At 58.7% G+C, this 14,173-nt stretch carries 14 protein-coding genes, 2 tRNA genes and 1 other RNA gene; 13 read left to right on the top strand and 4 right to left on the bottom strand.

All coding sequences use genetic code 11. The annotated features are described in order from the left end of the window. The first annotated feature begins 53 nt into the window (after positions 1–53). The 4 genes from QVO43_RS04620 (at position 54) to QVO43_RS04605 (ending at position 3,118) form a co-directional block, all read left to right on the top strand. Complete coding sequence (locus QVO43_RS04620; RefSeq protein WP_022487410.1) at positions 54–977, top strand: homoserine O-succinyltransferase; 924 nt, start codon at positions 54–56, stop codon at positions 975–977. A 63-nt stretch (positions 978–1,040) separates the two neighbouring features. Then, a complete protein-coding gene (gene tadA / locus QVO43_RS04615; RefSeq protein WP_022487409.1) occupies positions 1,041–1,520 on the top strand; it encodes a tRNA adenosine(34) deaminase TadA in 480 nt (159 codons plus the stop codon). 23 nt (positions 1,521–1,543) lie between these two features. Continuing rightward, a tRNA-Ser gene (locus QVO43_RS04610) sits at positions 1,544–1,631 on the top strand. A gap of 86 nt (positions 1,632–1,717) precedes the next feature. Next, positions 1,718–3,118: an FAD-binding oxidoreductase gene (locus QVO43_RS04605; RefSeq protein WP_022487408.1), complete on the top strand. Its 1,401-nt coding sequence runs from the start codon at positions 1,718–1,720 to the stop codon at positions 3,116–3,118. A 68-nt stretch (positions 3,119–3,186) separates the two neighbouring features. Here the strand turns inward: QVO43_RS04605 and ffs are convergent. Together ffs and QVO43_RS04595 are read right to left on the bottom strand one after the other, a co-directional pair. Continuing rightward, positions 3,187–3,286, bottom strand: an RNA gene (gene ffs / locus QVO43_RS04600) — signal recognition particle sRNA small type. A gap of 54 nt (positions 3,287–3,340) precedes the next feature. Continuing rightward, positions 3,341–3,431 (bottom strand) — tRNA-Ser (locus tag QVO43_RS04595). Between the two features lie 183 nt (positions 3,432–3,614). Between QVO43_RS04595 and dnaX the strand changes: the two genes are divergently transcribed. The 8 genes from dnaX (at position 3,615) to QVO43_RS04555 (ending at position 11,738) form a co-directional block, all read left to right on the top strand. Further along, positions 3,615–5,612 carry a DNA polymerase III subunit gamma/tau gene (dnaX, locus tag QVO43_RS04590; protein WP_022487407.1) on the top strand — a complete coding sequence of 666 codons (1,998 nt, stop codon included), beginning with the start codon at positions 3,615–3,617 and terminating at the stop codon, positions 5,610–5,612. A gap of 36 nt (positions 5,613–5,648) precedes the next feature. After that, the gene (locus QVO43_RS04585) at positions 5,649–5,981 is read left to right on the top strand and encodes a YbaB/EbfC family nucleoid-associated protein (RefSeq protein WP_022487406.1); all 333 of its coding nucleotides are present in this window, start codon (positions 5,649–5,651) and stop codon (positions 5,979–5,981) included. A gap of 15 nt (positions 5,982–5,996) precedes the next feature. Beyond that, a complete protein-coding gene (gene recR / locus QVO43_RS04580) occupies positions 5,997–6,593 on the top strand; it encodes a recombination mediator RecR (protein ID WP_022487405.1) in 597 nt (198 codons plus the stop codon). Positions 6,594–6,658: 65 nt separating this feature from the next. Beyond that, positions 6,659–6,904 carry a pro-sigmaK processing inhibitor BofA family protein gene (locus QVO43_RS04575; protein ID WP_022487404.1) on the top strand — a complete coding sequence of 82 codons (246 nt, stop codon included), beginning with the start codon at positions 6,659–6,661 and terminating at the stop codon, positions 6,902–6,904. Between the two features lies 1 nt (position 6,905). Beyond that, positions 6,906–7,304: a GtrA family protein gene (locus QVO43_RS04570; protein WP_022487403.1), complete on the top strand. Its 399-nt coding sequence runs from the start codon at positions 6,906–6,908 to the stop codon at positions 7,302–7,304. Positions 7,305–7,333: 29 nt separating this feature from the next. Then, positions 7,334–8,278 (top strand): diacylglycerol/lipid kinase family protein, encoded by a 945-nt coding sequence (locus QVO43_RS04565; protein ID WP_288174519.1) that lies wholly within the window; start codon positions 7,334–7,336, stop codon positions 8,276–8,278. Between the two features lie 11 nt (positions 8,279–8,289). Next, on the top strand, positions 8,290–10,320 hold the full coding sequence (locus QVO43_RS04560) for an LTA synthase family protein (protein ID WP_022487401.1): 2,031 nt from the start codon (positions 8,290–8,292) through the stop codon (positions 10,318–10,320). Between the two features lie 62 nt (positions 10,321–10,382). Continuing rightward, positions 10,383–11,738 (top strand): MATE family efflux transporter, encoded by a 1,356-nt coding sequence (locus QVO43_RS04555; RefSeq protein WP_154487866.1) that lies wholly within the window; start codon positions 10,383–10,385, stop codon positions 11,736–11,738. On the opposite strand, the gene QVO43_RS04550 is transcribed toward QVO43_RS04555, so the two are convergent. Further along, positions 11,659–12,693 carry a DMT family transporter gene (locus tag QVO43_RS04550; protein ID WP_022487399.1) on the bottom strand — a complete coding sequence of 345 codons (1,035 nt, stop codon included), beginning with the start codon at positions 12,691–12,693 and terminating at the stop codon, positions 11,659–11,661. The genes QVO43_RS04555 and QVO43_RS04550 overlap by 80 nt on opposite strands. A gap of 131 nt (positions 12,694–12,824) precedes the next feature. Here QVO43_RS04550 and QVO43_RS04545 point away from each other — a divergent pair, with 131 nt between their 5' ends. After that, positions 12,825–13,691, top strand: a complete 867-nt coding sequence (locus QVO43_RS04545; RefSeq protein WP_022487398.1) for a LysR family transcriptional regulator — start codon at positions 12,825–12,827, stop codon at positions 13,689–13,691. A gap of 7 nt (positions 13,692–13,698) precedes the next feature. On the opposite strand, the gene QVO43_RS04540 is transcribed toward QVO43_RS04545, so the two are convergent. Then, the coding region (locus QVO43_RS04540) for a chromate transporter (RefSeq protein WP_288174518.1) at positions 13,699–14,173 on the bottom strand (475 nt) is incomplete at its 5' end.

Below are 14,173 nucleotides of genomic sequence, written 5' to 3'. Positions count from 1 at the left end.
AAAACACAAAATTCTTGACAATCCCTTTTATTCATGAAGAAGGAGTGATTTCCATGCCAATCAAAATCGACAGCCATCTTTCCGCCAAGGAAAAGCTGCGTGAAGAAAATATCATCACCATCGACAATGACCGGGCCCTGACCCAGGACATCCGTCCTCTGAAGATCCTGATCCTGAACCTGATGCCTTTGAAGAAGCCTACGGAAGTGCAGCTGCTCCGGCTTTTGGGGAATTCTCCCCTCCAGCTGGAAATCGATTTCTGCCGGCCGGTGAGCCGGGTGGGGACCCATACGGACAATTCCTACCTGGAATCCGCCTACCTGGAATTCAGCGATGTCCAGGACCGGTATTACGATGGGCTCATTGTCACCGGGGCTCCTGTGGAAAAACTGGAATTCGAGGATGTGGAATACTGGGGAGAAATCGAGGAATACCTGGAATGGGCCCGGACCCATGTGTATTCCGTGCTCCATTACTGTTGGGGCGCCCAGGCCGGCCTGTACTATTATTATGATGTGCCGAAGATCATGTTCCCCCAGAAGCTCTGCGGCATCTATCCCTATGGGCTCACGGTCCGGAACCATCCGCTGCTCCGGGGCTTTGACGACCGGTATTTCATTCCCCAGTCCCGGTACACCACCGTGGATGACGCCAAGGTGTACAGCAATCCGGACCTCCAGGTGCTCAGCCGCAGCGTGGAAAACGGTATCAACATCTGTGCCACGGAAGACATGCGCCGGATCTTCGTCATGGGCCATTTTGAATATGACCGGATGACCCTCCGGGATGAATACGTCCGGGACCGGGAAAAGGGACTGAATCCTTCCCTGCCCAAACACTACTATCCCACGGACGACACCACCCAGGAACCTCTGTTCAAATGGTGCAGCTATGCCCATCTGTTCTACCTGAACTGGCTGAACGTGGTGTACCAGGATACTCCTTACGATCTGCACAAGCTGACCAAGAGGGAGTAGGAGGGTTTGCTGCACGGTCCGCCTGCCGCCCCAGTGGATCTTTGGAAAAGGAGAAAAAACAAGATGGCGCAGATTACCAAGAACTCGCTTGCCGGACAGACCGATGTTCATTTCATGGAAATGGCCCTGGAGGAAGCCCGGCAGGCGGCCCGGGAAGGGGAAATCCCCGTGGGGGCTGTGCTGGTCCGGGAGGGCCGGGTGGTGGCCCGGAACCACAACCGCCGGGAGCAGGACCGGGACGCCACTGCCCATGCGGAAGTGCTGGTGCTCCGGGAAGCCTGCCGGCAGCTGGGCCGCTGGCGGCTCAGCGACACCGCCCTCTATGTGACTCTGGAACCCTGCCCCATGTGCGCCGGAGCCATCTGGAATGCCCGGGTGGGCCGGCTGGTGTACGGGGCCTGGGACAGTGCCGCCGGGGCCTGCGGATCCCAGTTCAACCTGCCTGCCCATCCTTCTCTGAACTTCCGGACTCAGGTAACGGCCGGAGTAATGGAGGAGGAGTGCCGGAAAATTTTGCAGGATTTTTTGAAAGCACGGCGGTAAGTATGGTATAATAAAACTCTCATGGATGGGTGTCCGAGTGGTCGAAGGTGCTTGACTCGAAATCAAGTGTACCGCAAGGTACCGAGGGTTCGAATCCCTCTCCATCCGCCAGCCATGGGGCTGCTGCTCGTGCAGCAGCCCTTTTTTACTGTATAAAAACTGCAGAGGCCGCGAAAGAAGGAAGGAAGGAAGGAAGCATGAAAATCTATCAACCCATGACCGGGAAAGTCCTGGACGCACTGCGCAGCATTGTAGGAGAGAAGTATGTCTGGACGGATCCGGATCACCTGGAACAGTACAAGACCGATGAGGAAACCGACCCCCGGAAGTTCCATCTGCCGGAGGCAGTGGCTGCTCCCGGCTCTACGGAAGAGGTTTCCGCCATCCTGAAACTGGCCAACCGGGAACAGTTTCCGGTGACGCCACGTAGCGGGGGCACCAGCGTATCGGACGGGGCCATTCCCGTGTGCGGCGGCCTGGTGCTTTTAATGGAACGGATGGACAGGATCCTGAAAGTGGATCCGGAAGGCATGTATCTTGTGGCCCAGGCCGGGGCCCGTACCGCAGCCGTCCAGCAGGCCGCCAGGGAAAAGGGCCTGTTCTATGCCGGGGATCCCTGCAGCGCCGACAGCTGCCTGATCGGCGGGAACCTGGCCACCAATGCTGGGGGAGACAAGGCCGTCCGGTACGGCACCACCCGGAACCAGGTCCATGCCATCGAAGTGGTGCTGCCCAACGGGCAGATCGCCCGTCTGGGCACCCGGAGCAAGAAGAACACCACCGGCTACTGCCTGGATCAGCTGGTAATCGGCAGCGAAGGTACCCTGGGCATCATTACGGAAGTGACCCTGAAGCTGCTGCCCCAGGCTCCCTATAAAGCCGATGTGCTGGCCATTTTCACCGACCAGGCCAAGGCTACGGGCATTGTGCCCGTGCTGCTCCGGGAAGGGCTGAATCCCACCAGTGTGGAATTCATGGACAATGCCTTCGTCCGGTCCGCCAGCGACTATTCCCAACTGGACCTGGGCCATTATGAGGATGGGTCCTATGTGATCCTGACTCTGGAAAGTTTCGACGAGGACGAACTGGATAAAAAACTGCTGAAACTGGACGAATTGTGCCGGAGCCACGGAGCGGCCGATGTGTCCATGGCCGATGAACGGGTGTGGACCCTCCGGAAGAACTGTCTGGAATCCGCCCGGGTGCTGAGCAAGGTCATGACCAGTGACGACTTTGTGGTGCCCCTGGACAAAATCGCCCAGGCCCTGGACGAACTGTCCGCGGAAGCCAAAAAATATCCCTTCCGGGTGTTCACCCTGGCCCATGCCGGGGACGGGAACCTTCATTTCGCCATGCTGAAGGGAGATCTGTCCGACCGGGAATGGGAAGAGGCCCTGGATGCCTTCCACGAAAAGGCCTATCAATACATCTATGCCCTGGGCGGCAAGCTCAGCGGGGAACATGGCATCGGGGCCAAAAAGGTGAAGCAGCTGGCCCGGCTGGCGGACCCGGGAGAACTCTATATGATGGAAACCATCAAAAAAGCCTTGGATCCCCAGGATATCCTGAATCCGGGAAAAGTTCTTAAAGTATACTGAGAGCTGACAAAAAAAGAGCCGCCGCCCTATGGGCGACAGCTCTTTTCCTTTATTTTCCCGGCGGGCTGCAGGGGCAGGCACCCCTGCGGCACATGGGGGTATCCGCTTATTGCTGCTTCCTTCCGGACCTGACAAGGTTCACAGGCCTCCATTGCGCAGGACCCACTCCTGCAGTCCGCCGGAAAAATAAAAGCCGCTGGACGCGGCTGATTGGATAAAAAATGGCGGAGAGTGAGGGATTCGAACCCTCGATACGGTTATCCCGTATACACGCTTTCCAGGCGTGCTCCTTCAACCACTCGGACAACTCTCCAGGTTGAATTGCTGACAGACAGCTATTCAGTTTTCAGCTGCCTGAACGACAACTGCGAGATTTAGTATAACGAATTTTACATTCTTTGTCAAGGGATTTTTGAAAAAAGAAAAGAATCCTGTTGAAAGCGTCCATGGAAAAAAGGTATAATAGCAAAGAAGCACTGCAGAAAGGATGGGAAAGATGGCATACGTAGCATTGTACCGGACCTGGCGTCCCCAGGATTTTGACGATCTGGTGGGCCAGGGTCCCATCAAGAAGGCCCTCACCAACGCCTTGGAAACCGGGCGGATTTCCCATGCCTATCTGTTTGCCGGTCCCCGGGGTACCGGGAAGACCAGTACCGCCCGGATCCTGGCCAAGGCCCTGAACTGCAGGGAAGGCCCCACAGCCCATCCCTGCAACGACTGTGAAAGCTGCCGGGAAATCACCGAAGGCACCTGCCCGGATGTGGTGGAAATCGACGCGGCTTCCAACCGGGGCATCGACGAAATCCGGAAACTCCGGGAGCAGGTGTATTTTGCGCCTTCTTCCTGCCGGTACAAGGTGTACATCATCGACGAAGTCCACATGATCACCACCGATGCCTTCAATGCCCTGCTGAAAACCCTGGAGGAACCGCCGGAGCATGTGGTGTTCATACTGGCCACCACCGAGCCCCAGAAGATCCTCAATACCATCCTGTCCCGATGCCAGCGGTTCGACTTCCGCCGGGCCACTGTGGACGAGATTGCAGCCCATCTGGCCAAAGTGGCCAACGGCAGCAAAATCCAGGCGGAACCGGAAGCCCTGCGGCTCATGGCCATCCAGGCGGACGGGGGACTTCGGGATGCCCTGAGTCTCCTGGACCAGTGCAGTGTCATGGCCAGTCCTGTTACGGCGGAAACGGTCCGGCAGGTGCTGGGCCTGGTGGGCCGGGAAAAACTCCGGGAACTGGTGACCCGGATCGGCCAGAAGGATCTGTCCGGGGCCCTGGATGCCCTGGGCCAGCTGTTGGAACAGGGCAAGGAAATGGAGCAGATCCTGGCGGAACTGCTGGAATATTTCCGGGCCCTGCTGCTGTACCAGGCAGACCGGGAGTATCAGGAAATCTACCTGACGGATACCCCGGAAGCCCTGGGGGAGACGGCGGCCCTTTTTACTTCCAGCCAGATTGTGGCCAGTGTGGAGCGGATCCACGAGGCCATCCGGGAAAGCAAATTCTCCCTGCGGAAGAAAATCGTAGGGGAACTGTGCCTCTTTGACTTGTGTGAAACCCGGGGCCATACGGAGGCGGCTCTCCTGGCCCGGATCGACAGTCTGGAACAGCAGGTGGCCGCCCTCCGGAAGGGAGGCATCACGGCGGCACCGACTGCAGCCCCGGTGATCCGGCCGGCAGCCGTACAGGCCTCCGTATCCCGGCCGGCATCTCCTGTCCCCACGGCTGCCAGGTCGAATTCCGGGGTACAGGATGCCTTTGCCCGGATGGCGGCAGCCGCCCGGCAGGAAGAAGCCCGGCGGCCCCAGGAGACCGTTCCCGCCGCTCCCGCGGCGGAACCGGCTGCGCCCCCGGCACCACCGGCCCCGGCTGTACAGCCTGTACAGCCGGCCCGGCCGGAACCTGCTGCCGGGGAAGTGCAGTTTGACGGCAGCGGACGGGCCAAGGCCCAGCAGCTGTGGCAGCTGGTGCTCCAGGGCCTGAAGCGGCGCCGGAAGCGGACTTTCCTGGTCTATGCGGAAATGGCCCGGGTAGCGGATTACCAGGACCAGGAACTGCTCCTGGCCGTCAGCTCCGCCTATGGAAAGGAAAAAATGGAAGAACCTTCCTTCCGGAATCTGATCCAGGATATCCTGAAGGAAGCGGTGGGGCAGCCTATCGGGCTCCAGGTGGTCCAGCAGGAGGGGGAGATTTCCCTCCACCGGCCCCAGGAGAAACCGGCGGCTGCACCGGCACCGGTCCAGGCGGCACCGCCGCCTCCTCCCGTTCCGGAGCCCATGCCGGAACCTCCGGCGCCTCCGGAGGAGGAAATCCCGCTGCCCCCTGAACCGCCGGAGGAAGAGGAAATACCGGAACCTGTTCCGGCCCCTTCTCCGGCCAGCCAATCAGCAAGTCCCGCCCCTCACCCGGTCAAACCAGGGGAACTCCCTGAGGGTGTGAAGAAAGCCATGCAGGTTTTCGGCGGAGAAGTCTATAAAGAATAAAACAAGGTCCCTGTTGGGACATAAGGAGGAAACCAAATGTTCAAAGGTGGAATGGCAATGAACGGCATGCAGGGCATGCTGAAGAAAGTACAGAAGATGCAGAGCGAAATGACCAAGCTCCAGGAAGAACTGAAGGAACGGGAAGTGGAAGGCACCGCCGGCGGCGAAGCCGTCAAAGCTGTGGTCAACGGGAACAAGAACCTGGTGAGCCTGACCCTGTCCCCGGATGCAGTGGATCCGGAGGATGTGGAAATGCTCCAGGACCTGATCGTCACCGCTGTCAATGATGCCATGAAGAAAGTGGACGAAATGACGGAAAAGGAACTGGGCAAAGTGACTGGCGGATTGAAGCTGCCGGGGATGTTTTAAGGAACGGTCTCAGGCATGCGGATGGTAAAACCCCTGGCACGGCTCCACGAACAGCTGCGGCGCCTGCCGGGAATCGGCTCCAAATCGGCCCTGCGTCTGGCCTACCATGTGCTGGACATGAAGCGGGAAGATGTGGAGGAACTGGCCCGGGCTCTCCTGGACGTAAAGGACAATGTCCATCTCTGCCGTCAGTGCTTTGACCTGTGCGAAGGGGATCTGTGTGAAATCTGTCAGGATGAAAAACGGGACCGGAGCCTGGTGTGCGTGGTGGAACAGCCCCAGGATGTGGCGGCCATGGAAAGGACCCGGGGCTACCAGGGCCTGTACCATGTGCTCCACGGGGTCCTGTCTCCTCTGGACGGGGTGGGCCCGGATCAGCTGAAGATTCGGGAACTGCTGCTCCGGCTCCAGAAGGGGACGGTGAAGGAAGTGATCATTGCCACCAATTCCGATGTGGAAGGGGAAGCCACAGCCAACTATCTGGCCGGGCTGATCCGCCCCACCGGGGTGAAGGTGAGCCGGATCGCCCATGGGCTTCCGGTGGGCGGGGATCTGGAATATGCCGATGAACTGACTTTGTACAAAGCTCTGGAAAACCGGCGGGAAATCTGATCCTTTCCGGCAGGCAGAAGACTTCCTAAAAAAAACGGATTATGCAGAAAAGGCGGTTAAACAATATGGAAATATGGCTGGTGGGCGGGGCAGCCCTGGTTGTCCTGTTCCTGATCATCAATATGTTCTCTCTCTCCCTGAAGCTCCTGTGGAACGGGATCTGCGGGGTGGTGCTGCTGTGGCTGTTCAACATCCTGGGAGGCCTTTTCGGAGTGACCATTCCCATCCACTTCATTTCAGCTCTGGTGGCCGGCTTCTTCGGAATCCCGGGAGTGGTGGTCATGCTGCTGTATCAGCTGATGGGGCACTGAAATGCTCCAGAAATCCAAAAGTGAAAAGATCCGTGTCCTCTGTTATCTCTGCATCGGGGGCACGGCTGCTTTGTTTGAGTGGGCCCTGGTCTATCTGTTCAACAGTCACTGGGGCTGGAACTATCTTGTAGCCACAGCGGCGGCTTACCTTTGTTCCACGGTGTGCCACTACATCGCCACCAACATCTGGGTGTTCACCAGCGGAGTCCGTTACAGCAAAGGAAAGGAATTTTCCCTGGTACTCCTGGTGTCCACCCTGGGGCTGTTGTACAACGTGCTGCTTATGCGGCTGTTTGTAGGCAGCCTGGGTCTGCCGGTGATGGGATCCAAAGTGGGGGCTTCGGCACTGGTGACGGTTTGGAATTATTTTTCAAGGAAAAAATGGATTTACACGGAATAATGGAAGAAAAAGAGTAGGTGGAGATGCACATGCTTCGTCATAAAGTCGATATTGAAGGATTCCAGAAAGTCCTTCTGGTCCACAACCGCAATTCCGGCAAGCAGACCTTCTTCAGCGGGATCCACAGCAATGTGGAAAGCATTGCCCGGCAGCTGATGCGGCTGTACGGTGCGGAAAAGTTCCAGTATGTGACCGTGGGCACCTTTGCGGAAACCCAGGCTGTGGGAAAAAAGATCTGTGCAGAACAGATCCAGTGGGTGATCGTGGCTGGGGGAGACGGCACCCTCCGGGCCCTGGTGGAAGAATGCGTGGACCAGGACTACTGGCCCTATGTAAGCATCTATCCGGCAGGAACCGTGAACCTGGTGGCCAAGGAACTGATGCAGAAAACCGATGTGCACAACTGGATGTACCGGGTTTCCAAAGGAGTCACCACCCCGGTGTGCCTGGGCAAGGCCAACGACCGGATCTTCCTCACCGTGGCCGGGATCGGGGTGGATTCCATGGTGGTCCAGCAGGTGACCCCCAAACAGAAAAAGTACCTGTCCACCCTGGCCTATGTGCGTCAGAGCGGCCGGGTGCTGGGGAATGAAATGCTGCTCCACAACTGGAAATACCGGTTCCAGGTGATGATCAACGGGGACGGGGTGTGGCACCAGGCCAGTTCGGTGATCGTCACCAAAAGCCGGTACTATGCCGGCCGGTTCTCTCTGGTCAACGGAGGCTCCCTGTCCAATCCCACCATGCATGTGTGCCTGTTCACCAAGGGCCGCTGTGTGGACTTCCTCCGGTATACGGCACTGATTGCCGCAGACATGCTGACCCTGGACAAAAGCGTGGAAATCTATCCCGCCACCCAGGTGGATGTCCGGTGCAATGTAAGTAAATTCGCGGCGGAACTGGACGGGGATGCGGTGGTCAATTCCCCTCTTTCCATTGTCCTGCTGCCCAAATCCCTGCAATTCATATCCTGAGAGGCTGCGTTGTGAAAAAGAAAATCCTGTACGGAGTCTTTGTGCTCCTGAGTTTTCTGGCGGAAGCCGGGTACCGCTGGAACTTTTTGAAAGAAATCGTACCCTTTCCCTGGGCGGAATTCTGGTACCACACCCTGAACTATTTCTGCCGGGACCTGCTGCTGTCCTGGGTGGTCCTGTTCCTGTACGCCCAGCGCCGGCGGATCCGGGACCGGGTGAAACGGTATTTCCCGGTGGTGGTGGTGGGCACCCTGTATCTGATCGATGCGGTGTTCATGGTCAGCTATCTGGAACTGGACCCCGGGTTCATGACGGTGCTTTCGGTGCTGGCCGGGCTGTTCAACAACATCGTGTTGGTGCTGCTGGCTGCCATGTGCTACCATCACTGGCCCAACCGGGCCATGAAGGCGGTCTATTTCCTGGTCTACTATGTGACCTGCCTTCTGATCCTGGGAGACGGGATCTATTTCTGGAACACCTCCATGCACGTGGAAAGCGTGCTGTTTGACAACCTGAACATCTACGCCGCCAAAGGGATCCTGAGCACCACGGAAAACTGGCAGCTGGGTCTGATCGCTGCCGTGATGCTGGTGTTCGTCCCCCTGTTCCGGGTGGTCCATCCCCGGCGGCACAAGCCCAACCTGCCCTGGTCCCTTTTGTGCGTGGTGCTGTTTGCCATGGGCCTCAACGGCTCCTACCTGCTGCTGGCAGAAGGGGTCTACCATGCCACGGACAGCGTCAGCGGCCTGGACATCGAAGTGGATATGGAAAAGAGCCGGAAACCCACCCGGGCCATGGTGGCTTATCCCATCAACGTGAACTTCTTCCAGAAAGCCTTCTTCAAGACCGACAAGGTGGTCCATGATCCCTGGAAATACCAGGAACGGACCCTGACGGACAAGGACCAGGCAGCCCTGACGGAACTGGGGATCCTGCCCAAACAGGAAATCGTGCCCCAGAAGCAGCCGGCCTACGACCGGGTGGTGATGCTGATCCTGGAAAGCGTCCATCGGGACTACCTCCATCACTACAATCCCAACATCCCGGCGGATGCCACGCCCTATCTGGATTCCCTGGTGGAGAAGTATCCCCGGATCGATCATTACTATTCTTCTGCGGTGCCCACTACCCAGGGGCTCAACGCCACCTTCCGGTCCCAGCTGATCTATGACAAGGACCTGCCCGGCGAAAAGCAGCCCTCCCTGTTCCGGAGTCTCCAGCAGGCCGGCTACGAAGGGTACTTCATCAATGCCTCCAGCCGGTACTATGCCAACGAATACCGGGAATATCCCGCCCAGTTCGGCATGGAACACTACCTGGCCAAGGAGGACCTGGGGAACATGGGCTACAAGGGGGCCAGCGGCTGGGGCTTCCACAACGACGTAATGTACGATGTGGCCCTGAAGACCCTGGCGGAACACCGGGACCAGAAACTGTTCCTGGTGTGCAAGACCCTGGACATGCATCAGCCCTATCCCTATTACGGGTACACCTATGCAGAGATGCCGGAAGATGTCCGGGACCACGGGACCGCCACAGTCTGCGGCATGTACTGGGTGGACAAGACCATCCAGCATTTCTTTGAGGAAGCCTCGAAGCAGGGACTGATGGATGACAGGACCCTGTTCATCATCACTTCGGACCATAACCCCCATTCCGGCGGGGAATACAAGACCCTGGTAAGCAATCCCCAGGACAAACAGAGCGTGGCTCCCATTCCGGTGATCTTCGTTTCCAAAAATCTGGCTCCTCTGGCGGACCTGGATGAAACCATGTACGCCAGCCAAGAAGACATGGCACCCACTCTGCTGACCCTGCTGGGCCAGCCAGTGCCGGCAGAATTTTTGGGCCGGGATCTGCTCCAGCCAGTGCCACATCCCTATGCCCTGGGATATTTCGGAGGCAAGGCCTACTATTATTCTGCCGACCGGAATTTCGTGGCTACCCTGGACGAAGAAACCCCGGATACAGAAGAAAAAAACGCCCTGGCCAACTACATCATGTACGGCTATGTGAAAAGGCATATTGAGTTTATGAAGTGAAAAAAGAGGCTGCTGCCCGGGCAGCAGCCTTTTGATTTAAAGGAGTTGATTTGTTGACTGCAATGACCATGGCGGGGAACGGGACCTTCCGTTCCTGTCTGAAAAAGATCCTGGGGGTGATGATCCCCATCCTGATCACCCAGCTGTGCATCACCGGCATGAGCCTGTTCGACACGGTGATGAGCGGCCATGCAGGCACTGTCCAGCTGGCCGGGGTGGCTATCGGTACCAATGTTTGGATGCCGGTGTTCACCGGTCTCAATGGCATCCTCCAGGCCCTGACTCCCATTGTGGCCAATTACCGGGGCGCCCGGGAATTCCACAAAATCTCCGGCGCCGTGGTCAGCGGCCTGGCCCTGGCCTGCGCCCTGGCGGTGACGGTAATCGGGGCCGGCTCCCAGCTGCTGCCCCGGATCCTGGACACCATGAGCCTGGCTCCGGAAGTCCGTACCGTGGCCTTCCGGTATCTGGGCTTTGTGGCCTGGGGAATCCTCCCCCTGTTCTGTGCCAGCATCCTCCGATCTTTTGTGGATACCCTGGGCTACACCCAGGTGACCATGAAGCTGTTCCTGCTCACCATGCCGGTGAACGCCTGCATGAACTATATCTTCATCTTCGGCAAACTGGGAGCCCCTGCCTTGGGCGGTCCGGGAGCCGGGGTGGGGACGGCCATTACCTGCTGGCTCCTTTGCCTGTCCTTTGCCCTGCTGGTGCTTCGGCTGAAGGTGTTCCGGGATTTCCACGTGTTCCGGACTTCCGGCTTTTCTTTCCATCATGTCCGGGAACATCTCCGGATCGGCATTCCCATGGGGCTGGCCATTTTCCTGGAAACCAGCTTCTTCGGGGTGGAATGTCTCCTGGTGTCCCGGTTCGGCACCATTGCCGTGGCGGCCAACCAGGCGGCCATGAGTTTCTGCAACATGCTGTACATGGTGCCCCTGAGCTTTTCCCTGTCCCTTACCATTATTGTGGGGGCCTATGTGGGAGCCCGGGATTTTGTCCAGGCCAAGGCCTATGCGGACACGGGACGGCTGTCCAACATCCTGATCGGGGCTTTTTTCGGCTGCTGCCTGTTTTTGGGACGGGGGCTCATCGCCCGGCTCTATACCTCCGACCCCAATCTGCTGGAACCCATCATGCACTTCCTGACCTTTGCCGTGGCCTTCCAGTTCTTTGACAGCACCGCCGCTCCCATCCAGGGGGTGCTCCGGGGGTACAAGGACGTAAAAGCCACTTTCTATTCCGCTCTGGCTGCCTACTGGGGCATCGCCCTGCCCTTCGGCCTGTTCCTGGACCATGGGCTGGAAAAGGGCCCGGACGGCTACTGGCTGGGGCTCATTACCGGAATCTTCTTCTCCGCTGCCTTCCTGAGCCTGCGGCTGAGATATATGGAAAAGAAAAAAAGAGAGGCTGTCTGAGGCAGCCTCTCTTTTTCTGGTGTTTAAAAGCCAGCGGTGCTGGCTTCCTTTGCCCGTTGACAGCTGACCGCTGACAGGTCTGTCGCTCTTGCGACAGACCCTTCCAATTCACAAACCCCAGCCCGGTGAGGATATACACCGCTCCCAGGATCCCGGCGGGGCCGAAGGTCTCTCCCAGGACCCAGTGGCCCAGGAGGCTGGCGAACAGAGGATTGATGGCACAGTAGAGCCCCGCTTCTTCCGGGGTCAGATACCGCTGGGCCTTGGGCTGGAAGGCAAAACCGAAGCAGCTGCACACCAGCACCTGGAAGGCCAGGGACTGCCAGGTAAGAGCTGCCTGGGGCACCGGGATCCCCCCGTCCAGCACCAGGGCCGCACCGAAGCTCATGAGTCCCATGATGCCCATCTGGAGGGTGCCCAGGGCCAGAGGGTCAGCGGAATGGGACAGTTTCCCGATAGAGATGATGTACCCGGCGTAGAAAACTGCCGCCAAAAGGGCCCAGCCTTCGCCGCCTGCCAGGGTGAACCCGGCGGTGCCGATGGTAAGGGCCGCCACCCCCAGCAGGATGAAGCCCACTCCCTGGAGAATCCGGTCACCGGGGAGCCGCCGGTACCACAGGGCCAGGAACAGAGGCACCAGGGCCAGGGACAGGTTTTCCAGGAAGGCCACGGTATGGATTTCCGCCGTAAGCAGGCTGCGCATTTCGCATCCCATGACGGCAAACAGCAGGAGCCCCAGGAGCAGGCTCTTCCGGCCCAGGCTCCGGTGTTCGTCCCAGGCCCGGACCAGAGGGCGGCGGAGCACCAGGGCCATCACCAGGAATGCCAGGATGAACCGGTACCCCAAAGCCTGGAACGGCGTCAGTTCCTCCATGATGAATTTGGAAAAGAGAAAGGCACTGCTCCGGGTCAGGATGATCAGCGCCATAAGGATTTTGGCGGCAGTGGGTTTCATACTAAGACCTCCCTGTAATTTTTTTTCTTTCTGGTTCCATTATAAAAAGAAAAAGGTGTTGCAGGAAGCGCACATTCTGCAATATACTGTTGCTGAAAACGCAATGCAAAAAGCAGAACAGGAGGGATTTCATGGATACGGAAAAATACCAGGCCCTGGTCCAGGCAGCGGAGCAGGGGAGCATTACGGCAGCGGCCCGGTCGCTGGGCTATTCTCCCTCCGGGCTGACCCGGATGCTGGACAGTCTGGAACGGGAAGTGGGCTTCCCGCTATTGGCCCGGACCTCCCAGGGGGTACGGCTGACCCGGGAAGGGGAGGGACTGCTGCCGTCCATACGGGGACTGCTCTACTGGAGCCGGCAGATACGGGAACAGTGCAACGGGATCCTGGGCCTGGACCAGGGGGAACTGTTCGTGGGCAGCTACTACAGCATTGCCTCCTGCTGGCTGCCGGGGATCCTCCGGGAGTTCCAGAAGGATTATCCGGGGATCCGGGTCCATGTCCAGGAAGCCGGGAACCAAACCCTGCTGGAGGGGCTCCGGGAACACCGGCTCAGCTGCTGCCTGTTCAGCCGCCATCCCGGGTACCAGGGGGACTGGGTGCCTCTGTATGAGGATCGGCTGGTGGCCTGGGTGCCGGAAGACCATCCTCTGGCACAAAAAAAGGCCCTCCTGCCGGAGGACCTGGAAGGCCAGCCTTTTATCGAACCCCTGCCCCAGCAGGAAACAGACACGGACCTGTTCCTGGATAAATACCAGGTCCATCCGGATTTCCGGTTCACCACCAGCAACATGTACACCTGCTGGACCATGGTGGAGGCGGGACTGGGGCTGTCCATGGACAACGCCTTCAGCAGCCGCCGGTGGAACGGAAAGGTAAAGGTGCTGCCCTTTGCCACCCCGGACCGGCTGGAACTGGGCATGGCTCTGCCCAGCCTGGCCCAGGCTTCCCCGGCCCTGAAGAAGTTCCTGGAGTATGTGAAGAAAGGGGTGGGGTGATCCTTTCTTACTGTCCAAACCCGAAGACCACGCCCACTACAGCCGAGGCAGCCAGGAAGGCGATGGGGTGTACCTTTTTGTATTTCCCGGTAAGGAACACCAGTACCAGGGCCAGAAGGAGGGAACGGCCATTCAGCACCCCGGCCAGGTCACCCTGCTTCCAGGCTTCCGGATGGAGCAGGGTCACCCGGGCCACCATGAGCCCCGCTGCGGCGATCAGACCGGCGGAAGCGGCCCGGAGCCCGTACATTACCGCTTTCACGTATTTGCTGTCCCCGAACTTCTTCAGGAACTGGGACACGATGATGATCACGATTACCGACGGGGTGATCAGGCCGAAGGTGGCGTCCACTGCCCCGGGGATCCCGGCAATGTGATAGCCCACATAGGTGGCGGTGTTCACCCCGATGGGGCCGGGAGTGGATTCAGATACGGCGATCATGTTCAAGAGATCCGTTTCTGTGAACCAGCCGGTGGCAGTA

Source organism: Acidaminococcus sp. CAG:542 (genome assembly GCF_000437815.1).
GTDB lineage: Bacteria > Bacillota > Negativicutes > Acidaminococcales > Acidaminococcaceae > Acidaminococcus.
This window is presented reverse-complemented; position numbering and strand designations above follow the sequence as displayed.

Bases quoted from the DNA above. Each gene is read 5' to 3' on its own strand.
- dnaX (WP_022487407.1), top strand. From the start codon at position 3,615: ATGGCATACGTAGCATTGTACCGGACCTGGCGTCCCCAGGATTTTGAC.
- QVO43_RS04550 (WP_022487399.1), bottom strand. From the start codon at position 12,693: ATGAAACCCACTGCCGCCAAAATCCTTATGGCGCTGATCATCCTGACC.
- QVO43_RS04605 (WP_022487408.1), top strand. From the start codon at position 1,718: ATGAAAATCTATCAACCCATGACCGGGAAAGTCCTGGACGCACTGCGC.
- QVO43_RS04620 (WP_022487410.1), top strand. From the start codon at position 54: ATGCCAATCAAAATCGACAGCCATCTTTCCGCCAAGGAAAAGCTGCGT.
- QVO43_RS04565 (WP_288174519.1), top strand. From the start codon at position 7,334: ATGCTTCGTCATAAAGTCGATATTGAAGGATTCCAGAAAGTCCTTCTG.
- QVO43_RS04585 (WP_022487406.1), top strand. From the start codon at position 5,649: ATGTTCAAAGGTGGAATGGCAATGAACGGCATGCAGGGCATGCTGAAG.
- recR (WP_022487405.1), top strand. From the start codon at position 5,997: ATGCGGATGGTAAAACCCCTGGCACGGCTCCACGAACAGCTGCGGCGC.
- QVO43_RS04570 (WP_022487403.1), top strand. From the start codon at position 6,906: ATGCTCCAGAAATCCAAAAGTGAAAAGATCCGTGTCCTCTGTTATCTC.
- QVO43_RS04575 (WP_022487404.1), top strand. From the start codon at position 6,659: ATGGAAATATGGCTGGTGGGCGGGGCAGCCCTGGTTGTCCTGTTCCTG.
- tadA (WP_022487409.1), top strand. From the start codon at position 1,041: ATGGCGCAGATTACCAAGAACTCGCTTGCCGGACAGACCGATGTTCAT.
- QVO43_RS04545 (WP_022487398.1), top strand. From the start codon at position 12,825: ATGGATACGGAAAAATACCAGGCCCTGGTCCAGGCAGCGGAGCAGGGG.
- QVO43_RS04555 (WP_154487866.1), top strand. From the start codon at position 10,383: ATGACCATGGCGGGGAACGGGACCTTCCGTTCCTGTCTGAAAAAGATC.